Annotated in this window: 20 protein-coding genes; 8 read left to right on the top strand and 12 right to left on the bottom strand. The window is 71.7% G+C overall.

What is annotated here, in order from left to right:
- Nucleotides 1–45 precede the first annotated feature (45 nt).
- The gene (locus LXN57_RS02960) at nucleotides 46–1,458 is read left to right on the top strand and encodes an NAD-dependent succinate-semialdehyde dehydrogenase (protein ID WP_251796425.1); all 1,413 of its coding nucleotides are present in this window, start codon (nucleotides 46–48) and stop codon (nucleotides 1,456–1,458) included.
- Nucleotides 1,459–1,464: 6 nt separating this feature from the next.
- Here the strand turns inward: LXN57_RS02960 and LXN57_RS02955 are convergent, their stop codons facing one another.
- The 6 genes from LXN57_RS02955 to LXN57_RS02930 all read right to left on the bottom strand — a co-directional run bounded on the left by LXN57_RS02955 (nucleotide 1,465) and on the right by LXN57_RS02930 (nucleotide 8,815).
- Nucleotides 1,465–2,880, bottom strand: a complete 1,416-nt coding sequence (locus tag LXN57_RS02955; RefSeq protein WP_251796424.1) for an MFS transporter — start codon at nucleotides 2,878–2,880, stop codon at nucleotides 1,465–1,467.
- Nucleotides 2,881–3,086: 206 nt separating this feature from the next.
- A complete protein-coding gene (locus LXN57_RS02950; protein WP_251796423.1) occupies nucleotides 3,087–4,049 on the bottom strand; it encodes an LLM class flavin-dependent oxidoreductase in 963 nt (320 codons plus the stop codon).
- On the bottom strand, nucleotides 4,046–5,293 hold the full coding sequence (locus LXN57_RS02945; RefSeq protein WP_251796422.1) for a threonine synthase: 1,248 nt from the start codon (nucleotides 5,291–5,293) through the stop codon (nucleotides 4,046–4,048). The genes LXN57_RS02950 and LXN57_RS02945 overlap by 4 nt, the downstream gene beginning before the upstream one ends.
- Nucleotides 5,290–6,531 (bottom strand): M24 family metallopeptidase, encoded by a 1,242-nt coding sequence (locus tag LXN57_RS02940; RefSeq protein ID WP_251796421.1) that lies wholly within the window; start codon nucleotides 6,529–6,531, stop codon nucleotides 5,290–5,292. Before LXN57_RS02940 ends, LXN57_RS02945 begins: the two co-directional genes overlap by 4 nt.
- Complete coding sequence (locus LXN57_RS02935) at nucleotides 6,528–7,529, bottom strand: TIGR03619 family F420-dependent LLM class oxidoreductase (RefSeq protein WP_251796420.1); 1,002 nt, start codon at nucleotides 7,527–7,529, stop codon at nucleotides 6,528–6,530. The genes LXN57_RS02940 and LXN57_RS02935 overlap by 4 nt, the downstream gene beginning before the upstream one ends.
- Nucleotides 7,526–8,815 (bottom strand): purine-cytosine permease family protein, encoded by a 1,290-nt coding sequence (locus LXN57_RS02930; RefSeq protein WP_251796419.1) that lies wholly within the window; start codon nucleotides 8,813–8,815, stop codon nucleotides 7,526–7,528. The genes LXN57_RS02935 and LXN57_RS02930 overlap by 4 nt, the downstream gene beginning before the upstream one ends.
- On the opposite strand from LXN57_RS02930, the gene LXN57_RS02925 reads away from it, so the two are divergent.
- The 3 genes from LXN57_RS02925 (at nucleotide 8,763) to LXN57_RS02915 (ending at nucleotide 11,894) form a co-directional block, all read left to right on the top strand.
- Nucleotides 8,763–10,085, top strand: a complete 1,323-nt coding sequence (locus LXN57_RS02925; RefSeq protein ID WP_507185021.1) for a PucR family transcriptional regulator — start codon at nucleotides 8,763–8,765, stop codon at nucleotides 10,083–10,085. The two genes, LXN57_RS02930 and LXN57_RS02925, sit on opposite strands and share 53 nt — an antisense overlap.
- Nucleotides 10,086–10,222: 137 nt before the next feature.
- On the top strand, nucleotides 10,223–10,963 hold the full coding sequence (locus LXN57_RS02920; protein ID WP_251796417.1) for a S1 family peptidase: 741 nt from the start codon (nucleotides 10,223–10,225) through the stop codon (nucleotides 10,961–10,963).
- A gap of 280 nt (nucleotides 10,964–11,243) precedes the next feature.
- On the top strand, nucleotides 11,244–11,894 hold the full coding sequence (locus tag LXN57_RS02915; protein WP_251796416.1) for an MSMEG_1061 family FMN-dependent PPOX-type flavoprotein: 651 nt from the start codon (nucleotides 11,244–11,246) through the stop codon (nucleotides 11,892–11,894).
- Nucleotides 11,895–12,045: 151 nt separating this feature from the next.
- On the opposite strand, the gene LXN57_RS02910 is transcribed toward LXN57_RS02915, so the two are convergent.
- Nucleotides 12,046–13,059: a hypothetical protein gene (locus tag LXN57_RS02910; protein ID WP_251796415.1), complete on the bottom strand. Its 1,014-nt coding sequence runs from the start codon at nucleotides 13,057–13,059 to the stop codon at nucleotides 12,046–12,048.
- Nucleotides 13,060–13,136: 77 nt separating this feature from the next.
- Nucleotides 13,137–13,322 carry a hypothetical protein gene (locus LXN57_RS02905; protein ID WP_251796414.1) on the bottom strand — a complete coding sequence of 62 codons (186 nt, stop codon included), beginning with the start codon at nucleotides 13,320–13,322 and terminating at the stop codon, nucleotides 13,137–13,139.
- 205 nt (nucleotides 13,323–13,527) lie between these two features.
- Here LXN57_RS02905 and LXN57_RS02900 point away from each other — a divergent pair, with 205 nt between their 5' ends.
- Nucleotides 13,528–14,154, top strand: coding sequence for a GNAT family N-acetyltransferase (locus LXN57_RS02900; RefSeq protein ID WP_251796413.1), 627 nt, complete (start codon nucleotides 13,528–13,530; stop codon nucleotides 14,152–14,154).
- On the opposite strand, the gene LXN57_RS02895 is transcribed toward LXN57_RS02900, so the two are convergent.
- A complete protein-coding gene (locus LXN57_RS02895) occupies nucleotides 14,103–14,492 on the bottom strand; it encodes a nuclear transport factor 2 family protein (protein WP_251796412.1) in 390 nt (129 codons plus the stop codon). The genes LXN57_RS02900 and LXN57_RS02895 overlap by 52 nt on opposite strands.
- 74 nt (nucleotides 14,493–14,566) lie before the next feature.
- Nucleotides 14,567–14,968, bottom strand: coding sequence for a VOC family protein (locus LXN57_RS02890; protein ID WP_251796411.1), 402 nt, complete (start codon nucleotides 14,966–14,968; stop codon nucleotides 14,567–14,569).
- A 335-nt stretch (nucleotides 14,969–15,303) separates the two neighbouring features.
- On the opposite strand from LXN57_RS02890, the gene LXN57_RS02885 reads away from it, so the two are divergent.
- From LXN57_RS02885 to LXN57_RS02875, 3 genes are all read left to right on the top strand, one after another.
- A complete protein-coding gene (locus LXN57_RS02885; protein WP_251796410.1) occupies nucleotides 15,304–17,571 on the top strand; it encodes a discoidin domain-containing protein in 2,268 nt (755 codons plus the stop codon).
- A 145-nt stretch (nucleotides 17,572–17,716) separates the two neighbouring features.
- A complete protein-coding gene (locus tag LXN57_RS02880) occupies nucleotides 17,717–18,076 on the top strand; it encodes a PadR family transcriptional regulator (RefSeq protein ID WP_251796409.1) in 360 nt (119 codons plus the stop codon).
- Nucleotides 18,073–19,188, top strand: coding sequence for a hypothetical protein (locus LXN57_RS02875; RefSeq protein WP_251796408.1), 1,116 nt, complete (start codon nucleotides 18,073–18,075; stop codon nucleotides 19,186–19,188). The genes LXN57_RS02880 and LXN57_RS02875 overlap by 4 nt, the downstream gene beginning before the upstream one ends.
- Before the next feature lie 34 nt (nucleotides 19,189–19,222).
- On the opposite strand, the gene LXN57_RS02870 is transcribed toward LXN57_RS02875, so the two are convergent.
- On the bottom strand, nucleotides 19,223–20,350 hold the full coding sequence (locus tag LXN57_RS02870; RefSeq protein WP_251796407.1) for an AAA family ATPase: 1,128 nt from the start codon (nucleotides 20,348–20,350) through the stop codon (nucleotides 19,223–19,225).
- On the bottom strand, nucleotides 20,340–20,978 hold the full coding sequence (locus tag LXN57_RS02865; RefSeq protein ID WP_251796553.1) for an RNA ligase family protein: 639 nt from the start codon (nucleotides 20,976–20,978) through the stop codon (nucleotides 20,340–20,342). The genes LXN57_RS02870 and LXN57_RS02865 overlap by 11 nt, the downstream gene beginning before the upstream one ends.
- Between the last annotated feature and the right edge of the window lie 117 nt (nucleotides 20,979–21,095).

The raw sequence follows: 21,095 nt of genomic DNA, 5'->3' as shown, positions 1-21,095 counted from the left end.
TTCAAGTATTGGACAGCATGGCATCCGGCTGCCGAGGCTGAAAGCATGACGCACACGGGACTCTTCATCGGCGGCGCCTGGCGCGATTCGGGCGACGGCGCGACCGTCGACGTCGAGAACCCGGCCACCGGAGAGGTGCTGGCTTCGGTGGCCGACGCGACACCGGCCGACGGGCTGGCCGCGCTGACCGCCGCGCACCAGGCGCAGCGGCAGTGGGCAGCCACCCCGGCGCGGACCCGCGGCGAGATCCTGCGCGCCGCGTTCGAGCTGCTCACCGAGCGGCGCGAGCAGTTCGCGGCGTTGATGACGGCCGAGATGGGCAAGCCGCCGGCCGAGGCGCGCGGCGAGGTCGCGTACGGCGCCGAGTTCTTCCGCTGGTTCGCCGGGGAGGCGGTGCGGGCCCGTGGCGCCTGGTCGACCGCCCCGGACGGCGCCACCCGGCTGCTGACCGTGCGGCAGCCGGTCGGCCCGGCCCTGCTGATCACGCCGTGGAACTTTCCGCTGGCCATGGGCACCCGCAAGATCGGCGCCGCGGTGGCGGCCGGCTGCGCCATGGTGGTCAAGCCGGCCACCCAGACCCCGCTGACCATGCTGGCCCTGGCCGACCTGCTGCGCGAGGCGGGGTTGCCGGCCGGCGTTCTCAATGTCGTGCCCACCACGCGTACGGCCGAGGTCGTGGAACCGCTCGTGCGGGACCCCCGCACCCGCAAGCTCAGCTTCACCGGCTCCACCCCGGTCGGGCGCCTGCTGATGGAGCAGTCGGCCGAGCAGTTGCTGCGCCTCTCGCTGGAACTCGGCGGCAACGCGCCGTTCCTGGTCTTCGCCGACGCCGACCTCGACGCCGCGGTGGACGGCGCGCTGGCGGCGAAGATGCGCAATATGGGTCAGGCCTGCACGGCGGCCAACCGTTTTCTGGTGCACGAGTCGGTGGCGGCCGAGTTCACCGCGCGGTTCGCCGACCGCATGGCCGCCCTGCGGGTGGGGGAGGAGGTCGGCCCGCTCATCGACGCCGGCGCCCGGTCCAAGGTGGCCGCGCTGGTCGACGACGCGGTCCGGCTCGGCGCGAAGGTGCTGTGCGGCGGCTCACCGACCGGCGGCGCGGGCTACTACTACCCGCCGACCGTGCTCACCGGCGTGCCGGCGGAGGCGGAGCTGAACCGGCAGGAGATCTTCGGCCCGGTCGCGCCGATCGCCACGTTCACCGACGAGGACGAGGCGGTGGCGCGGGCCAACGACACCGAGTACGGCCTGGTGGCGTACGTCTTCACGCGCGACCTGTCGAGGGCCGTGCGGGTCAGCGAGGCCCTCGAGGCCGGCATGGTCGGCGTCAACCAGGGCATCGTGTCGCACCCGGCGGCGCCGTTCGGCGGCGTCAAGGCCTCCGGCTTCGGCCGCGAGGGCGGCGCCGAGGGCATCGACGAGTACCTGGAGACCAAGTATGTCGGTCTGGCCATCTGACGGCTTCTACGCGGGGACCGCGTCCTCGACCCGCTGGGCGGTGGCCTGGGCCCGGCGCCCGGTCGTGACCACACCCAGGGTCAGCACGGCGAGGCCGCAGCCGACGATGATCCACCAGCCGGCGTGACTGGCCGCGGCGAATCCCGTGGCCATCGAGCCGTCGAAGCCGGACACGACCGCGGCGCCGATGACCGCCACGCCGAGCGATCCGCCGACCTGCCGCGACGTCGACGCGACGGCGGCCGCCACCCCGGCCTGGGCCCGCGGCATGCCGGCGACCGCGGTGTTCGTGATGGGGGCGTTGACCAGCCCGAACCCGATGCCGAAGAGCAGATAGCAGCCGATCAGCACGGCGTCCGGGGTCGTGGTGGTGAGGCGGGTCAGCGGCAGGATGGCCAGGGTCATCGCGGTCCCGGCCAGGATCAGCGGCAGCCGGGCGCCGCGGGCGGCGACCAGCCGGCCCGACAGCGGCGCGAACACCGCGGTCATGGCGGCCATGGGCAGCGTGTAGAGCCCGGCGTGCAGGGCCGACAGCCCGCGGGCATCCTGCAGGTAGAGGGTGTTGAGGAACAGGAAACCGGCCAGCGCGGCGAAGGCCGAGACGGCGATGAGGGTGGCCCCGCTGAACGGGACGCTGCGGAAGAAGCGCAGGTCGAGCAGCGGATCGGCGCGCCTGGGCTCGTACAGCAGCAGGCCGGCCAGCGCGGCCGCGCCCAGCACGAAACAGCCGACGATCTCGGCCGAGCCCCAGCCCGTGCCGGGCCCCTCGATGATTCCGTACGTGATGGAGGCCAGCAGGATCAGCACCAGAGCCTGCCCCACCAGATCGATGCGGCGGGGCCGCGGCGCCCGCGACTCGGGCACGAACAACGCGGTCAGCACGACGGCGGCGATCCCGACCGGCACGTTGATCCAGAAGATCGAGCGCCATCCCAGCGTCTCGACCAGAACGCCCCCCAGCACCGGCCCGAGCGCCATGCTGAGCCCGACCACACCGCCCCACACCCCGATGGCCCGGGCCCGCTCGCGCGGTTCGGTGAACGTGTTGGTGATGATCGACATGGCCACCGGATTGAGCATCGACCCGCCGACCGCCTGCATCATCCGGAAGACGATCAGCCACCCCAGCCCCGGCGCCACACTGCACAGCAGAGAGCCGACGGTGAACAGGGCCAGACCCGTCTGAAAGGTACGCCGCCGTCCCACCCGGTCGGCCGTGCTGCCGGCCAGAATGAGGAGGCTGGCCAGCACCAGCGTGTAGGCGTCGAGCACCCACTGCAGCCCGGACACCGACGTGTCCAGGTCAGTCCGCAGAGCCGGCAGCGCGATGTTGACGATGGTGTTGTCCAGCCCCACGATGAACAGGCTGAGACAACAGATGGCCAGCACGAGCGCACGCCGGCGGGGACTGAGATCAGGCACTCACGCTTTCTACCCCCGGAACGGGCAGGACGCCCATCGCGGCTACACCAATGTGACGACCTCGTGCAGCGAGGTCACCGCGACGTCGGCTTGGGCGCGAAGCCGGGCGTGTGGGCGGTTGTCTGCTTCGCCGTTCGGGCGAGCTATCGGCGGCGAGGACTCACCTGGCCGCCGGCGCGGGCGCCGCATGACCACCCGGCGCGTGGTCATGCGGCTCGAGCTCGGCTGACCGTCCGGGCCACGCGCAACGTCTCCTCGGGGTCGGTGGCGGGGTCGTCACGGACGACGGCCACGTCCAGGCCCGCGTCGGCCAGGCGGTTCAGGGCACGGGCGGCGCCCGGTACGTCGCCGGCCACGACCACCTCGTCGAGCAGGTCGTCGGTGACCAGGTCGGTGCGCGGGGCGCCGGTCAGCCAGCCGGACCGCAGCTCGGCCGCCAGCGCCGGATCGACCCCGGCCTCGCGGGTGATCAGGTGATCGCCGTGCACGCCGAGGTACCGGGCGGCCATCGGGCGCAGGCGGTCCCGGGCTTTCGCCGGGTCGTCGTCGACGGCGATCCCCACGTACGCGGAAAGCTCTTTGCCCGCGCCGACCCGCTCCCGCACCCACCGGACGTAGCCGGGCCCGGCCAGGATCGACAGCAGCAGACCGTCGGCCAGCGCGCCGCCGCGGGTGATCGCGCGGGGGCCCTTCACACCGAGCACGATCGGCGGGTCGGGGCGCACCGGCGGGAAGGACAGACCGGTGTCGACCGTGAAGAACTCGCCGGCGGCGGTCACGTGGGCGCCGGTCAGCAGGCGCCGGATCAGGGCGGTGGCCTCCAGCGTGCGGGCCAGCGGGCGGTCGAACGGGATGCCCATGCGGTCGGTCATCCAGTGCGCGTTGCTGGCGCCCAGGCCCAGCACCGCGCGGCCGCCGCTGAGCTCGTCGAGGGTGGCGAACTCCATGGCCGTCAGCGCCGGGTGCCGGGTCCACGGGTTCACCACGCCGATGCCGATCCGGACCTTCGCCGTACGCGCGGCAACCGCCCCGGCCAGGGCGAAGGCCCCGCGTTCGAAGTAGTCCTCGGTGAGCCACACGTCGTCGAAGCCGGCCGCCTCGGCCGCCACCGCGGCCCGCACCGCCCCGGCCGAGTCGCGGCGCCCGGAGATCGAGAACGCCAGCCTCATCGCAGCACCTTGTCGAGGGCCACGATCGTCGGCTCGATCACCGGCACCTCGCTCAGCCGGGCCGCTGTCGCCCCGACGTCCTTGAGGCCGGTGGACGTGCCGATGATGACCGCGGTGGCGTCCGGCCCGATCAGCCCGCTGGCCGCCGCCTTGCGCAGCGCGACGGCCGCGGTGACGCTGGAGGCCTCCAGATAGACCCCGGACGTGGCCGCGAGCGACAACTGCTCGGCCATGATCTCGTCGTTGTCGGGGGTCGCGACGGCCGCGCCGCCGCTGCCGCGCAACGCCGCCAGGCTCTGCCGCGTGCCGAACGGCGACGCGGTCGAGAACGCCACCGACGGCTGCACCGGCACCGGCCCGGCCGTGTCCGAGCCGGTGGCCAGGGCCTCGGCCAGCGGCCCGAACGGCTCGGCGGCGATCAGCCGGGGCACCCGGGAGATCACGCCGAGCGCGGCCAGGTCGGCGAACCCGCGGGCGATGCCGGACAGCCCGTCGCCGTACGCCACCGGCACCACCACCACGTCGGGCGCGGCCGGGAGCTGCTCGATGAGCTCGTACGCGATGGTCTTGTACCCGTCGACGCCGTACGGGTGCGAGCCGGCCGGCGGATCGGCGAACCCGGACATCGCCATCCAGCCGCGCGCAGCCACCAGCTCCCGCATCAGGCGCCAGCGGTCGGCCGGCTTCGGCAGGGCGACCACCTCGGCCCCGTACGCCTGCATCAACGTCTTCATCGTCGTCGGCACCGACGCGAGTGTCAGCACCACACAGCGCAGACCGGCCCGGGCCGCGTACGCCGCCACGGCCGCCCCGTGATTGCCGGTGCTGGCCACCACAACCGTTTCCGCGCCGACCTCGACCGCCGTGGTCGTCGCCACGGCGGCCAGGCGGTCCTTGTACGACCAGGTCGGGTTGCGGCTCTCGTCCTTGACCCAGACCTGCCGCAGCCCGGTGCTCCGGGCGAGCCGCGGCAGCTCGACCACCGGCGTGCCACCCTCACCGAGGCTGACCGGGGCCACACCGGGCGAGAGTGGCAGCAGCGCCCGATACCGGAAGATCCCCGGCTGATCGGAGGTTACCGGCACGGCGCTGAGACCCGTCAGGTCATAGACCGGCAGCACATTGGCGGCCGTGCAGGCCGGACAGCCCGCGCCGACCAGCTCGAGCGCCGCCCCCGCATATTCGGCGCCGCACCGGACACAGGCCAACTTCCCGGCGTACGCGGTCCCGCCGCCGACCGTCACGCCGGCACCACCAGCAGGTCGCGCTCGCCCGAGCAGAGCATCTCGTAACCGTCCTCGGTGATCACCACGGTGTCCTCGATCATCATGCCGCCCCAGCCCAGCTCGTAGTACGGCGTCTCGAAGCAGAACGTCATCCCGGCCCGCAGCGGGGTCTCGCCGCCCGGCGCGATGATGGGCGGCTCGTAGATGGACAGCCCGATTCCGTGCCCGCAGTGCTGCCGCCGATAGGCCGGAACGCCGGCGCCGGTGCCCTGCAGGCCGAGACGGAACAACTCCTCGGCGGTGATGCCGGGCCGGGCAGCTTCGAGCTGCGCCTGCTCGCCCGCGTACACGGCGGCGTAGACGCGGCGCTGTCGGTCATCCGGCTCGCCGAGCACGGCGGTGCGGCCGATGTCCGACCAGTAGCCGTCGACCACGCAGCCCACGTCGAACCGCGCCGTCTCGCCCGGCTGCCAGGGCCGATCGGTGGGCACCACGTCGGCCAGCGCGCTGTGTTCGCCGGTGGTGGCCACCACGAATCGCGGGTCGGCTCCGCCCGCGGCCATGGTGGCGGCGATGACCGAGGCCAGCTCGCGTTCGGTCGTGCCCGGGCCGGCCTGCGCGAGGGCTGCGGCGACCGCCGCCTCCGACAAGCGCGCCGCGTACCGCAGAAGGGCGACCTCGGCCGCCAGCTTGACCGAGCGGGCCGCGACGGCGAGATCCGTCTCGGCCTCCCGAGCCACCCGGGTGCCGGGCGGCAGTGCGCTCAGCGCGGTCTGGAGGGCCGATTCCAGGTCCGGATGGCGGTCCGCCATCCGCGTCAGCGCCGGGGGTGGGGCGTCCGCTCCACGCCATGGCCTTGCGGCGTCACCGGCCGCGGCGGCGTCACCGGCCGCGGCGGCGTCACCGGCCACGGCGGCGTCACCGGCCGCGGCTGCGGCGGCGGCCGCGGCTGCGGCGGCGGCTTCCACGTAGAAGCGGCCGAACGGCACGAGCCGGTCCACCGGGATGCCGGACGCGGCGGCGGCCGGGGCGTCGGCGGCCGTGCAGACCAGCCACAGGTCGTCGCCGGTGACGACCGCGGCCATGCGGTGGGTGCGGAACACCTGTCCCGGCATGCTGCGGTAGCCGGTCGCGTAGAGGACGCTTTCGGGCTCGGTGAGCACGATCGCGTCGTAGGGCGCGGCGGCCAGCTCTTTCCGTACCCGGGCGAGCCGTTCGGCGCCGAGTGCGTCCATGTCGATGACGGGCCGCTTCATCGGGCGATCACCTCCGCGCCGAACTGCGCCATCATGTCGATCGTCTCGTCCACCGAGTCGGCCGCGAACAGCAGCGCGGCCATCGTGTTCACGCCCGATTCCTCGTACTGGGCAACCTGTCCGGCGATGTCCTGCGGGGTGCCGATCAGGTTGCGCGAGATGAGGTCGTCCACGCCCTGGTCCTTGAGCGTCGTCCTGGAGAGCGACACCAGATGGTGGAACAGCTGCGACGACTCGAACCGGCGCCACGCCTGCTCGCGCGTCGGCGCCACGCTCACGCACACCTGCAGGGCCACCTCGAACGCGCCGGGTAGCTCCCGCCCGTGCTGCTGGGCCTCGTCCTTGATGTTCCGCAGGCCCGACGCGGCCTCGGCCGGCGAGAGACAGGCCGGCAGCCAGCCGTCGGCCAGCCGGGCCGCGCGCGAACGGCTGCCCGGCGAGTTGCCGCCGGAAAGAATCGGCAGCGGTTCCTGTACGGGCTTCGGATGACTCTCGACGTCGTCGAAGTTCACCCACTTCCCCTCGTACGACGCCCGCCGCTCGGTGAACAGCCGCCGCAAGCCCTCGATCGCCTCCTCGGCGTGCTCGCCGCGGTGCAGCGGCGTCCCGGGCGACATCGCCTGGAACTCCTCCCGGTACGCGCCGATCCCCACGCCCAGCACGGCCCGCCCGTGCGACAGGTGGTCGAGCGTCGCCACCTGCTTGGCCGCCACCACCGGGTTCCGGAACGGCAGCACCATGATGGCGGTGGCCAGCCGCACCCGCTCGGTCACCGCAGCGACGTAGCTGAAGTAGGCGAACGGGTCGTAGTAGCGCGGCGGGACGTCGAAGCTGTCCCGCACGTAGCGCTGCGTGGTGACGTGATCGTTGCCCCACACCGACTCGAAGCCGGACTGCTCGGCCTTGACCGCCAGCTCGACGGCCTGGTCGATGTCGGCGTACGGGACGGCGTACATCAGTCCCTCGGTGCCGGTCGGCACGCCGAGTCCGTACCTCATGCTTTCACCTTCTTGAGGGCCAGACCCGCGATCGTGTAGAGGACGAACCCGGCGACCAGCCCCTCGATCGCGTTCACCAGCAGGAAGTCGCCGTAGTAGGCGAGCAGCGCGGCGGCGATCCAGCAGACCACCGCCTCCCAGCGCACGGCCGGCAGGTTGCGCAGGGCGTCCTCGGTACGGCGCTGGACCACCCAGAAGTGGGCGATGAGCAGGCCCGCGAACGGCGGCACGACGACGCCGATCACGGTCAGGAACTTGCCGAACTGGTCGGCCACGCCCAGGAAGGCGATGCCGACCGCGATCGCCACCGCGACGACCGTCCAGACCGGCTTGGAGATCTTGACCTTGAGCAGGTTGGAGACCGAGGTGAACGCGAGCGAGGCCGAGTAGATGTTGTTGTCGGCCGTGTTCCACAGGGCCAGGAAGAGCAGCACGGCGGCCGGCGCGAGCAGGCCCAGGCCCTGCATGACGACCACGAAGTTGCTGTTGCCGACCTTCATGGCCGAGACGGTCGCGATGACCTCGAAGATGCCGACGCCGACGACGAAGCTCAGCACGCACGAGATGACCACGTCGCGCGCCTTCAACGCGTACCGCTGCACGTCGGAGACGAGCGCCGCGCCGGTGACCCAGGTGGCGATGACCGAGCTGACCGCGGCCGAGAACCCGATCGCCGCGGCCGGGGTCGACGAGAAGACCTCGCTGAAGCCGCCGTCGAGGGTGCCGATCCGGTACAGCGCGAACAGGCCGATCGCCACCTGCACGGGCACCGCGACCATCGAGAACGTGTGCAGGCCCTTGAAGCCGAAGATGGCCGTGGTCAGGATGGCCAGCGCGAATGCGATCACGAAGACCGCCGACGGGATAGCCGGGATCAGCTTGTTGACCGCGCCGCCCCAGGTGTCCATGAGGACGCCGATGAAGCCCATCGCGACGATGCCGAGCACCAGCGAGACGACCACCGAACCGGAGCGGCCGAACACCGCCCGCGAGGCCAGATAGCTGGTGAGGCCGGTGCGGAAGCCGATCAGGCCGATCAGCGAGGCCACCACGGCCAGCACCACGTTGCCCAGGCCGATCGCCAGCATGCCCTCGCCGAACGAGGTGCCCGCGCCGACGACGCCCCCGACCAGGAAGCTGCTGACGCTGATGTTCCAGCCGACCTGCACCACGATCAGCTGGATCAGCGGCTTGCGCTTCGAGGCCGGCACGGCCTCGAGCGCGTGATCGTCCATGGTCTCCGCGAGGTCACCCTCCGGAGTCACCGCCCGTTCATCGGTCGTCATGCGGCTCTCCTTGTTAGCGATTGAGCACATACTCTGGGAGTCGCCGGGCCGAGACTACCCAGGCCGGGCGGAAGAAGGGCGGAGACTTATTGTGGATGTGCCACAACGAGCACAACTTCTTCTCGGCCGCGTTTCCGATCTGGCACGGGTCCTGGTCTCGGATGTGTGGCGGCAGTTGCCGGGATATGACGAGGACCGCATGGACCTCGAAGACCTCGCCGGCGCCATCACCCCGAACATCCGCACGCTGCTGCACTGCGTCGCCCAGCGGCGCCTGCCGGCCGCGGCCGAACTGACGACGGCGGCCGACCTGGGGGAGCGGCGGGCCATCCAGGGGGTGCCGATCGAGGCGGTGGTGACGTCCTGGCACCGGGCCGAGCGCGAGGTCTTCACGTGGCTGGCCACGGTCGACGTGCCGCTGACCCCCGACGAGCACCGCCAGTCCGGGCGCGACCTGGCCGCCGCGGTCGATCTGCTGACGGCCACCTCGACCGAGGCCTACCGCCGAGCCCGCACCGAGGTCGCGGCCCACCTGGAACAGATCGCCACCGACCTGGTCTCCCGGCTGACCGGCGCCGAACGCCTCGACCCCCAGGTGATCGAGGAACGCGCCCGACTGGTCGGCGTGGCCGTCCAGGAACCGCATCGCGCGCTCGCCGTCCGCGGCTCCCACCTGCTGCCGAGGGCGCAGCGCCTGGTCCTCGACGCGCTGCGCCCGATGCTGCACAGCCGTACGGTGGTCGGCGCCCGCGACGACGTGGCCGTGATCGTCACCCCCGAGGCCCCCGGCCTGGTCGCCGCCCTGACCCGGGTCGCCCGCAGCGCGGGCCGCGACGCCATGGTGATCGGCGTCGGCCTGCCCCGCCCCCGTTTCGGCGAGGTGGCCGGCTCCTGCCGCGAGGCGATGTCAGCCCTGGAAGCGGGCCGCCGCGCGGGCAACCTGGGCGTCGTCGAGTTCGCCACGGTCGCCGCCGACGTGCTGCTGCTCGAGAACCCGCTGGACGCCCGCCAGGTCGTCGACAGCACGCTGGGCCCCCTCCTCGGCAAGCCCGCTCTGGTCGAGACGCTGCGGGTCTACCTGCACACCGGCCTCTCGACCCGGGCGACCGCGGCAGCCCTGCGCCTGCACGAGAACACGGTCACCTACCGCGTCAGGCAGATAACCGACGCCCTGCACGTCGACTCGGCCACCGCCCTGGTCCGGGCCGACATCCTGATGGCGCTGCGCTTCCACCAGCTGGACGGCGCCGTTCGACGCGCGGGGTCGTAGCTTCGTCCGCGCACGGCACCATCACGTGGCGATAGGCCCCAGGTGACATGTATCGACATCCGTCTATTTACGGCTACCGTGTGGCCGGGCTACCCGCCCGTCGTCATCCCGCTCCCGGTCAGACAGGACGAACCCTCATGCGCCTCCTCGCCCGGACTCTGCTCACCGCCACCGCTGTGCTCGCCGCGGGCCTGCTCTCGCCGGCCGGCGCCGCGGTTGCCGCGCCCACCGGCGACCCCGGCACCAACGTCGTCGGCGGCCGGCAGGCAACCGAGAACTACCCGTTCATGGTCTACACCTCCGGCTGCACCGGCTCGCTGATCAAGGCGAACTGGGTGGTCACCGCGAAACACTGCCCGACCCCTTCGTCCGTACGGGTGGGAAGCATCAACCGCAGCAGCGGCGGCACCGTGGTCTCGGTGCGGCGCGCGGTCAGCCACCCGCGCATCGACGTGAAGCTGTTCGAGCTGGCCTCGTCGGTCAGCTACGCGCCCGCGCCGATCCCGTCCACGTCGGGCGCGGTCGGCACCGCCACCCGCATCATCGGCTGGGGCCAGACCTGCGCCCCGCGCGGCTGCGGTTCCGCGCCGACCGTGGCCCACCAGCTCGACACGTCGATCGTGACCGACAGCCGCTGCGCCGGCATCGACGCCGCGTACGAGATCTGCACCAACAACACCGGCGGCGTGGCCGGCGCCTGCTACGGCGACTCGGGCGGCCCGCAGGTCCGTACGGTGAGCGGCCGCTGGAACCTGATCGGCGTCACCAGCCGGGCCGGCAACAACAGCTCCACCTGCGCCACCGCCCCGTCCATCTACGGCGACCTGCCGTCGATCCGCGCCTGGGTCAACACCCAGGTCGGCGGCCTCCCGGCCTGACCGGCGCCACAACCAGGCCCGGCGCGTCCACCGCGCCGGGCCTGGTCAGTCTGGCTGTCGAAGTCGGTCAGGCGGTTGGACAGCTTGGCTGTCGAAGTCGGCCAGGCGGTTGGACAGCTTGGCTGTCGAAGGTGCGTCAGGCGGTTGGGCAGCTTGGCTGTCGAAGGTGCGTCAGGCCGTTGGACAGCCTGACTGTGGCTGGTCGTCTCGTCCGACCCGTCCGCGTTGATGTGCTCGGGCAGCGGACTCCGACAGCGTGGCTGTCCATTAGGGTCGGGGAATGGAGCCGACCAGTGCCTTCGACTCGTTGCAGCTCGACGCCGTGTCCGACCAGGGGGCGCTGCGCCGGGTCTACGACCTGCCCGGCGACCGGGCCGTGCGCAAGCAGATGGCGGAACTCACCGAGCTGACGCGGCGGTTGATCGACTGCTCGTCGCTGGTCTTCGTGGCCAGCGCGGACGCCGAGGGCAACGCCGACGTCTCGCCGCGCGGCGGCCCGGCCGGATTCGTCACCGTGCTGGACTCCCGGACGGTGGCAGTGCCGGACGCCACCGGCAACAAGCGCCTGGACACCCTGCAGAACGTCATCGCGACCGGGCGGGCGGCGCTGATGTTCGTCATTCCGGGGCGCACCACCACTTTGCGGGTCAACGGCCGGGCCTGCGTCTCCACCCGTCCCGAGCTGCTGGCGCGGCTGACCGCCGTGGGCAAGCCGCCGGCCAGCGCGCTGGTGCTGGGGATCGACGAGGTCTACCCGCACTGTCCCAAGGCCTTCCTGCGCGGCGCGGCCTGGAAGCCGGATCAGTGGCTGACGGCCGACGCCCAGCCGACCTCGGCCGAGGTGACGCTGGCCCAGCTGCGGATGCCGGAGCTCACGATCGCTGACATCGAGCAGACCGAGGCGGACGCGCTGAAGTACCGGTACGAATGACCGGCCGCACGGCTTCTCGGGTGGGTGAGCGCGGCCTGCCGAGGACGGTGAGGGGCGCAGTCGGCGTTATGGCGTCTGCGTCTTCGGCGCCGGCGGCTCGAGGCGGATCCGTGCCGGTTCCCGGGCGATGCCGGGAACCGGCCGATGGTGGTCAGGAGTCGTGCAGCCACTCGTCCCGGAGGGCCTGCGCGTACTGGATCAGTTCGCTCCACCAGGCACCCCGTTGGGTGGCGCCCGTCAACTCTCCGAGCCACTGGGACCGGATCGCCGGGGCCTCGACCGTGAGCGGAGCCCACAGCGGGCTTTTCCGGTCGGCGGCCGTGTACGAGATGCGGAGCCAGTCGTCGGCCCGGGGCCGGACGAACCGCTCGCGCTCGGCCCAGCCGGACGGCTGGCGGGCGAACCGCACGAACACCTCGTCCCACGCCCGCATCGCGGCATAGGGATCCGCGGTGCCTTCCCGCGCCGCCCGGTCGAGGCTCACGGCCCGGGGAACCCGGTACCTCGCCTCGCGCCACCGGTCCCATTCGTCGGCGACGTACTGCGCACGGAAGGTGTCCACGTCGATCCGGGCCGCGCTGAGCCAGCCGTGGCGCAGGAACTCGGCCACGTCGGCATCGGTTCGCACCACGGCCGATCGTTCAAGCACCGTCGGGCCCGTGTCGATGTGGCGGATGCTCCGCACGAGGTCGAATTCCTCGGGACTGACCAGCGCCGCACCGTCGTCGTAGGGGACGTGGGCGTCGTCGTCGGCCAGCGCCGCGGCGTATCCGGTGGCGCGGAAGGCCGCCAGCTCGGCGTCGGTGCCGTTCGCCGCGCGCCTGGCCGCTGCGTTCACCCACGGGTACGACTGTGCCGGATGCTCGATCGCCGTCCGGTTCGCGAAGTCGAGGTCGTACGCCCGGGTCTCTGCCGCCTGACTCAGCGCGGACGCGTACCCCGTGGCCACGAACGCCGCGGCGCCGCCGGTCACCGCTGCCTCGGCCGCGGCCCGGACAGCCGCCCGCGGGTCGTGGACCGACAGCCACCGGACAAAATCACCGTCGGCCGCGGCCGGGTCGGCCACCAGCGTCGGTGGGCGCGGGGCGGCCAGGGCCCGGGACGGCACGGCCAGCGCGCCCGCCACGACCCCGGCGGCGGCCACTAGGACTTGTCTACGCTTCACAATCGTCTCCCCGTGGATTCGTGTCACGCCGCTCATCGCTGTCGATGGGCGGCCCGCCATTGAATCACGAGGGCTGTCTATCTCCGCGCGATCACGACCATGCGGTTGTGGTCGGCTCGCAGCGGTTCGCCGTCCTCCCCGTACGCGGTGACGGCGGTGAAGCCCGCGGCCGTGCACCCGTCCCGCAGCTCGGGAAAGCCGAACAGCCGCTTGAGAAAGCACAGTGTGCGGGCCCGCCCGTCGCGCACCACGGTCCGTTCCACCTCGAAGCGCCCGGCCCCCACACGAGGTCGGCCGCCACCGCCGCGCCCGGGTACGCCGTACCCACAACCGGCCCGTGCGACGGCGCCCCGTCACCGTCCGCTCCCGCGAAGAAGTGCAGATTCTCCTCGTCGTACATCGACGCCGCATCGAACAGATCCCCGGTCACGCAGCCACCGTATGCCTCACGGCGCGCTACCGTGGCCCATGCTCGACCCGCAGGCGCCGATCCCCGCCGAACTCGTCCACGAGGCATTCGTGCTCACGCCGCTGACGGTGGACAACGCCGCCCTGGACCACGCGGCCTACATGGCGAGTCCCGACGTGATCCGGAAGCACAGCGACGGCCGGTGGCCCGTCGACGGCTTCACTGTGGACGACGACCGAGCCCAGGTCGCCCGCCATCAGGCCGACCACGAGGCACGCCGGGCGTTCACGTTCGCCCTGCTGAGCCCGGCCCGCGACAAGTCCCTCGGCTGCCTGTACCTGAACCCGCTCTGCGCGTACCTGCACCGGGCCGGCGCCGACACCGCCACGTTGACCCGCTTTCCGGCCGGCTCGGCGATGGTCACGTTCTGGCTCCGCCAGGATCAGCAGGACACGGGACTGGCCGATGTGGTGATCCGGGCCGTCGGCACCTGGCTGGTGGCCGAGTGGCCGCTGAGCGCCCATCTCTTCCGCTGTCTGCCGACGGAGCGCTGCACCCGCGACGCCCTCGAGAAGTCGAGCCTGCGGCCGGTGGCTCTGAGGCTCACCGCGGAGAAGCGGCCATACCTCTGGTATCAGGCGGACCACCGTTCGACGAGGTGTTCGCGGCCCGGGGGCGGTTCGTAGGGCTCGGGCCAGTGGTCGGTGATCCGGCTGATGAGGCCGTGCTCGTCGACGTCGAGCCAGACACACGCCTCGAGCGCGTCGGCGCCGACCACCACGTCGAGCCAGAGGGCGGCGGCCCGGCCGTCGGCGAGCAGCCGGCGTACGCGCAGATGCCAGTCGCCCGGGTAGTCGGTGTTGAACCGGAGGAACGCGGGCCGGCCGCGGATGCGCTCGCGGGTCTGCGGCATCTCGTAGACCACGTCGTCAGCGAGCAGGGTGGTGAGCCGCGGCCAGTCGCGGTTCTCGAGGCTTTCGACGTACGCGAGTGCCGCCTGCCGGGTCTCGGAGGTCTCATCCATGGCGCGGAGGCTACCCGGGGGCACCGACATCAACGGCCGGGCCGGTGTCAGACCCGGAACCGGTTGAGCATTGTTCAGCCCACAAGGAGGCAGAAGGGGTGGCCCGCCGGGTCGGCCAGGACGTACAGCGGCTCACCCTTGTCGTCGGTGCGGTCGTACAGGAGGGTCGCGCCCAGCTCCTCCGCCCGGCGGCGGTGCCGTTCCAGTTCGCCGGCCGTCGGCACCCGGAAGTCGAGGTGCATCTGCTTGGGCACGTCGTGGCTGGGCCAGGTCGGCCGGTCGAGCACCGGTACGCGCTGGAACGCGAGCACCCGGCGCCCGTGCTCGTCGACCAGCACGAGCCAGTCCTCGCCGTCCTCGGGAGTCTCGTCGCCCGGCCGGTACTCGGCGCCCAGCAGCTCGCGGTAGAACTCGGCCAGCCCGCGGACGTCGGTGGCGTCGAGCGCGGTGTGCATCAGTTCGGGATAGTCGGACACCGGTCCATCTCACCACGGACAGCAGGCGCGGGCCCGCCGGTCATCGACCGCTGTCAGGTTCGCCCGGGTCACTCCAAACCAGACTTAATGCGCCGGATAACACTTTTCCGGGAAGCGCTTTCTCCTATTTGCCTTTTGGTTGAGCACGTGGTTATGACGGGCGACGGCACAGAAGGGCACGCTTGCCGACCAGTTGTTGCCGAGTTCTTGACTCGCCGTTACGGCGAAGTAACAATCGCCGAGAAAGCGCTTCCTCAGCGCTGCACGGTCATCCCCGTTTCGCTGTGCGTCCGTCCCCAACGGACGCGCGGCAACCGCCCGACAAAGGCAGGCACATGACATCCCCGACACTGACATCTCCACCGCCGCAGACACGCCGACGCCACGGACTGGTCGCGCTGAGCGCGGTCCTCGCCACAGCTCTCGGCATCACTGTCGCCTCGGTCGCCACCAATGCCAGCGCCGCGGAACTCCCGGTGTCGCAGGGCAAGCCGGCCACCGCGTCGTCCGTCGAGAGCGCCGCCTTCAGCGCGTCCGCTGCGGTCGACGGTAACGCCGGGACCCGCTGGTCCAGCGCCTTCGCCGATCCGCAGTGGTTGCAGGTCGACCTCGGCAGCACCCAGGCGATCAGCCAGATCGTGCTGAACTGGGAGGCCGCGTACGCCTCGGCGTTCACCATCCAGACCTCGGCCAACGGCACCTCCTGGACGAACATCACGCCGGTCACGGCGGGTCAGGCCGGCGTGCAGACCCTGAACGCCACCGGCAGCGGCCGGTACGTGCGGATGAACGGCACCACGCGGGCCACTCCGTACGGCTACTCGCTCTGGGAGTTCCAGGTCTTCGCCAACGGCTCCGGGCCTACGACTCCCACGCCGACCCCGACCGGCCCGGCCCTGCCGACCTCCGACACCCCGGACCTGGGCCCCAACGTGCGGATCTTCGAGCCGTCGACGCCGGCGTCGACCATCCAGTCCGCCGTGGACTCGGCGTTCAACGCGCAGCTGCGCAGCCCGACCGCGCAGTTCGGAAGCCAGCGCCACGTGTTCCTCTTCAAGCCCGGCTCGTACGGGCGGGTGTGGGCCAACATCGGCTTCTACACCACCGTGGCCGGTCTCGGCCTCAACCCCGACGACGTGACGATCAACGGCGCGGTCAACGTCGACTCCGGGTGGAACTACGGCGACGAGAGCAACGCGACCCAGAACTTCTGGCGCAGCATGGAGAACCTGTCGATCGTGCCCGAGGGCGGGACCAACCGGTGGGCCGTCTCCCAGGCCGCGCCGATGCGCCGGGTGCACATCAAGGGCAACCTGACCCTGGCGCCGTCGAACCAGGACAACGGGCAGGGCTACTCCAGCGGCGGCTACCTGGCCGACTCCGTGGTCGACGGCGTCGTGTCCTCCGGCTCCCAGCAGCAGTGGTACACCCGTGACAGCCGGATCGCGCGCTGGGACGGCGGCGTCTGGAACATGGTCTACTCGGGCGTCCAGGGCGCCCCGGCCAACGCGTTCCCGAACCCGCCCCACACCACCCTGGCCACCACCCCGGTCACCCGGGAGAAGCCGTACCTGTACGTCGACAGCACCGGCAAGTACCGCGTCTTCGTGCCCGCCCTGCGACGCAATTCCGCCGGCGCCAACTGGCCGAACACCGCCGGCACGTCGATCCCGATGCGCGAGTTCTACGTCGCCAAGCCCGGCGACAGCGCCGCCCGGATCAACTCCGCCCTGGCGCAGGGCCTGAATCTGTTCTTCACCCCCGGCACGTACTCGGTCAACGAGACCATCCGGGTCACCCGGGCCAACACCGTGGTCACCGGCATCGGGTTCCCGACCCTGATCCCGACGGGCGGGGTCGAGGCCCTGAACGTCGCCGACGTCGACGGCGTCAAGGTCAGTGGCTTGACCTTCGATGCCGGCACGACCAACAGCCCGACGCTGATGAGCGTCGGCCGGGCCGGCGTCCACACCGACCACGCCGCCAACCCGATCAGCCTGCAGGACGTCTTCTTCCGCATCGGCAGCAGCGTCCAGGGCAAGGCCACCACCACCCTCGCCGTGCACAGCGACGACACGATCATCGACCACATGTGGGCCTGGCGGGCCGACCACGGCGGCGCGCCCACCGGCTGGACGGTCAACACCGGCGACACCGGCCTCGTCGTGAACGGCGACGACGTCCTCGCCACCGGCCTGTTCGTCGAGCACTACCAGAAGTACGAAGTGATCTGGAACGGCAACCGCGGCAAGACGATCTTCTTCCAGAACGAGAAGCCGTACGACGTACCGAACCAGGCAGCCTGGATCGGGCCCCGCGGCAACGGCTACGCCGCCTACAAGGTGGCCGACAGCGTCACCGACCACGAACTCTGGGGCGGCGGCTCGTACGCCTACTTCAACGTGAACCCCAGCGTCCGCGTGGACCGGGCCTTCGAGGTGCCCAACCGCTCCGGCGTCCGGCTCCGCAGTGTCCTGACCGTCTCCCTCGGCGACGTCGGCACCATCGCCAACGTCGTCAACGACACCGGTGGCTCCGTCCCCAACCCGGCGGGCAACACCACTCCGCGCAACGTCGTCGCCTACCCCTGGCCCATGATCTGACCGCAATACCGAAGTGAGTTCGGCGGCCATCGGTGCGACCCGCACCGGTGGCCGCTGTCTGTCGTGCCGGTGGGCCGGATCGGGACAGCCCGGCCGCCGATGCATCGGTTGACGTTACATATCGGCTGACGTACGGTCACTCGTCATGCAGACGCCGACGTTTCTCATTCTCGCCGGACTTGCGGAACAACCCCGCCACGGTTACGGAATCGTGCAAGTGGTGACCGACCTCTCCGCCGGCGAGGTGAAGTTGCGGCCGGGCACCCTCTACGGCGCGCTCGAGCGGCTCACCGAGCAGGGTCTCATCGAGGTGGACCACGAGGAGTCGGTGGAGGGGCGCTTGCGCCGCTATTACCGGCTCACCGCGGCCGGCGCCACCGCACTCGGCACTGAGATCGATCGGCTCCAGCGCCACGCGGATGCGGCTCGGGAGCAGCTGCGCCGTCGGCCCGGCATCGTCCCGGGCCTCTCCCGTCTCGTCGCACCCGCGGGCGGCGCGGCGTGAGCGCCGGAGACTGGCCGGCCGCCGACGAGCGGCTGGTACGCCACTACCGTCGTCTGCTGCTGGCCTACTCGGGACGCTACCGACGGCTGCACGGCACCGAGATGATCACCACGATGCTGGAGATGGCTGATCCGGCCCGCTCCCGGCCATCCGCCGGCGAGGCATGGCATCTGATCCGTAGCGGGATACGCCAACGGTTCCGGCTCCCGTCGGGCCGTCCGTCCACGGTGATCGGCGCGGTGCTGGTGACCATGGTGCTGGGCATGTTCGGTGCCGCGGCCGGCAGCCGGCTCGGCGAGAGCACGTCCGCCGGCCTGCCGTCCCAGCCCGATGCGCGGAAACTGGTGAACGCCACAGTCACCGACCCCATGGCGAGCTTCGTGTACCGGGCCGGTGAGCCGGGCCGAGCCGATTCCTTGAGCTTCAGCGTGTCACCGGGGGCGCAGCAGCCGAACTGGACCGTCGAAGACGCCCGCACCGGTCTCACCGCGGCCGGCTGGACCATCACCGAGTTCACGGTTCACCCGAGCCGAGCGTTGATCACCTGCAGCAAGAACGTGGACGCCGGCGAAACCTGCACGTTCGAGTCACCCACCGCGACCCTGACCGCTGAGCGCGACGGCCTCGTCCTGCGCGGCACCGCGACCGACTACCTCGCCAACAAGTCCGGCGGCGCCTGGGCCGGCGGCGTCAGCGGCACATTGTTCGCCGCACGCGGTGCCGCCTACCTGCCGCTGACCCTCGCCGGCGGACTGCTCGGCGCGCTGACCGGATGGCTGCTGACCGCCGCGCTCGCCTACCGGATCCGGTCCCTGTCGTCCGGCGCCGGACGGCTGGCCGCGGCATTCACCGGCGTGGCCTTGACCGTCGCCGTGCCCCCGGTATGGGCCATCGTGGTCAACGCCGTCATGCTCGGCGAGCATCTCACCGACAACGGGCCGGTCTACACCCTGCATGCGGCGCTACGGCCCGGCGCGCACCTCGACGGTGCGGCGGCTTGGGTCATTCCCGCCTGCGCCATCGCGGCCGCGGCGGCAGCGGCAATCGCCGTAGGAATCCTCGTCCTGGGCGCCGACCGGGAGGAGTCACCGAGCGCCACCCAGCCGACGTGATCCCATGCCTTGGCTGAAGCCGGCCGCCGACGGGTCACGACAGTCGGAGGGTGTGGGCCTCGGTCAGGTCCGGGGACTCCCATTTGCCGATCAGGCGATCGATGACCGCCTCCGGCACCGGCGCCGGGCGGATGGTGTTCTGGCGTCGCAGGGTGGCCGGTGCGACTTCCAGCGCCACGATCTGCACCCGGGCGTGGTAGGCCGCGGCCAGGTTGATGCACAGATCGCGGTGCTGCCGCGAGATGTTGGTGGCGTTCCAGATGAAGTCGCGCCGGGCTCGCAGGTGTTCGCGGGCCTCTTCGTGGGCGGCTGCGGCTACCGCGCGCTGGCCGTCGGTCGGCTTGATGCCGAGGCGGGTCCGGATCGCGTCCAGGCTGATCACCGGTTGGGTGCCGGCGTGGGCCGCGGCCCAGGTGTCCTTGCCGGCGCCGGGCAGGCCGGAGAGGACGGTCATGGTGAGGCGCGTGTCGTCGTAGGCGGCGTAGCGCGGATCGCGGCCCTCGGTGCGGAAGTACTGGAAGCGGGCGTGGTCGGAGGGGAACGGCCACGGCTCGTCGAGCACGCCGAGGTCGGCGCAGTACTCGCGGAACAGGCCGATGTTCTCGAGCACCTCGTCCCGGTCGCCGCAGATCCGGCCGGTGATGTCGGCGTCGGCGAGCATGGCCAGGTCGCGGTTGCGGGCCAGCAGGCTCACCCGCAGCACGATCTGTTCCAGGTCCGGCCGTTCCAGGGCCCAGAACGGCACCTGGTGGTGGCGGACCAGCGCGGCCACGTGCTCGCGCCACGGGCGCGGGGCGTCCAGCTCCCACAGGATCCGGCGTACGGCCAGGTCGCCGCGCCGCGAGTGGCCGTACGCGGTGATCCGGCCGTCGTCATCGGTGCGGGTGCAGTCCGGTTTGGCCACGTCGTGCAGCAGCACCGCTGCGAACAGCCGTACCCGCTCGGCCGGTGGCAACTCGCGCCAGGCGGGCTGCGCGGCCAAGGCCTCGGCCGCCATCCGGGTGTGGGTGGCCACGTCGCCCTCGCCGTGATGCACCGCGTCCTGCGGCACGTCACGCAGGCGCCGGATCCAGTCGAACTCCTGCTCGATCCGGGACCACGGCACGGTCCAGGACGGAGCGGCCGGGCACAGGTCGGCGAAGATGTTCCAGTCAGATCGCATACATCACCGCCGGGTCCGCGAGCCCGTTGGGCACGATCGGCCGGTCCGCCCAGTGCGAGCCCGAGTCCAGGATGGCCTGCGAGAACCCGGCCCGTACCCATTTGTAGCGACCGGCCACGCGTCCGTCGGCCTCGTCCTTGACGTACAGGCCCTCCATGTCGTCCGCGGTGTCGGTCTCGGCGACGGCCCGGTCCGGGTCGGCACCCGCTTTGGCCGCCGCCTCGCGCAGCGCGTCGCGCCAGGCCGGGGTCCGTACGGTCGACGCCGCGACCAGACCGGTCAGCTCCCCGACGGTGGCGAAGGTTCCGGTGCGCAGCACGGGAACGCTGACCACGGGCGTGCCCGCCAGCATCGCGTGCCGGGCCGGGGTGTCCAGGAACGCGCCTGTCTCCCGGTCGAGAATGTCGAATTCGCAGAAGTAGTGGGGCAGCGCGTCGTAGAAGACGGTGTGCTTGGCGTACAACCATTCGCCGTAGAGGACGAACCGCGCCCCGAGAACCGGCCGGAGGATCGGCGCGACCAGGTTCGCCCACGACTTGAACGGCGAGAACTGACGCTCACGGGGACCGCCGGCCAGGTAGTGCGCCCGGGATTGCAGGCGCAGCTCACCCTCGCCGGTGAAGCTGATGGCCGCGTTGGCGCCGTCCAGCTTCTCCTCGACGACCAGGCGCCGGCCCGCCAGCGCGGCGAACGAGGTCTGCGAGGTCCTCGTCGCCCGGCTGCAGGCGTGAGCCGGCCAGGTGGG

The organism is Paractinoplanes hotanensis (assembly GCF_023717965.1).
Taxonomy (GTDB): Bacteria; Actinomycetota; Actinomycetes; order Mycobacteriales; family Micromonosporaceae; genus Actinoplanes; species Actinoplanes polyasparticus.
This window is presented reverse-complemented; position numbering and strand designations above follow the sequence as displayed.

Excerpts from the sequence above, each read along its gene's own strand:
- LXN57_RS02925 (WP_507185021.1), top strand. The coding sequence starts at position 8,763 with ATGGTCTCCGCGAGGTCACCCTCCGGAGTCACCGCCCGTTCATCGGTC.
- LXN57_RS02895 (WP_251796412.1), bottom strand. The coding sequence starts at position 14,492 with ATGGATGAGACCTCCGAGACCCGGCAGGCGGCACTCGCGTACGTCGAA.
- LXN57_RS02870 (WP_251796407.1), bottom strand. The coding sequence starts at position 20,350 with ATGCGATCTGACTGGAACATCTTCGCCGACCTGTGCCCGGCCGCTCCG.
- LXN57_RS02935 (WP_251796420.1), bottom strand. The coding sequence starts at position 7,529 with ATGAGGTACGGACTCGGCGTGCCGACCGGCACCGAGGGACTGATGTAC.
- LXN57_RS02920 (WP_251796417.1), top strand. The coding sequence starts at position 10,223 with ATGCGCCTCCTCGCCCGGACTCTGCTCACCGCCACCGCTGTGCTCGCC.
- LXN57_RS02950 (WP_251796423.1), bottom strand. The coding sequence starts at position 4,049 with ATGAGGCTGGCGTTCTCGATCTCCGGGCGCCGCGACTCGGCCGGGGCG.
- LXN57_RS02885 (WP_251796410.1), top strand. The coding sequence starts at position 15,304 with ATGACATCCCCGACACTGACATCTCCACCGCCGCAGACACGCCGACGC.
- LXN57_RS02900 (WP_251796413.1), top strand. The coding sequence starts at position 13,528 with ATGCTCGACCCGCAGGCGCCGATCCCCGCCGAACTCGTCCACGAGGCA.
- LXN57_RS02915 (WP_251796416.1), top strand. The coding sequence starts at position 11,244 with ATGGAGCCGACCAGTGCCTTCGACTCGTTGCAGCTCGACGCCGTGTCC.
- LXN57_RS02960 (WP_251796425.1), top strand. The coding sequence starts at position 46 with ATGACGCACACGGGACTCTTCATCGGCGGCGCCTGGCGCGATTCGGGC.
- LXN57_RS02880 (WP_251796409.1), top strand. The coding sequence starts at position 17,717 with ATGCAGACGCCGACGTTTCTCATTCTCGCCGGACTTGCGGAACAACCC.
- LXN57_RS02930 (WP_251796419.1), bottom strand. The coding sequence starts at position 8,815 with ATGACGACCGATGAACGGGCGGTGACTCCGGAGGGTGACCTCGCGGAG.
- LXN57_RS02940 (WP_251796421.1), bottom strand. The coding sequence starts at position 6,531 with ATGAAGCGGCCCGTCATCGACATGGACGCACTCGGCGCCGAACGGCTC.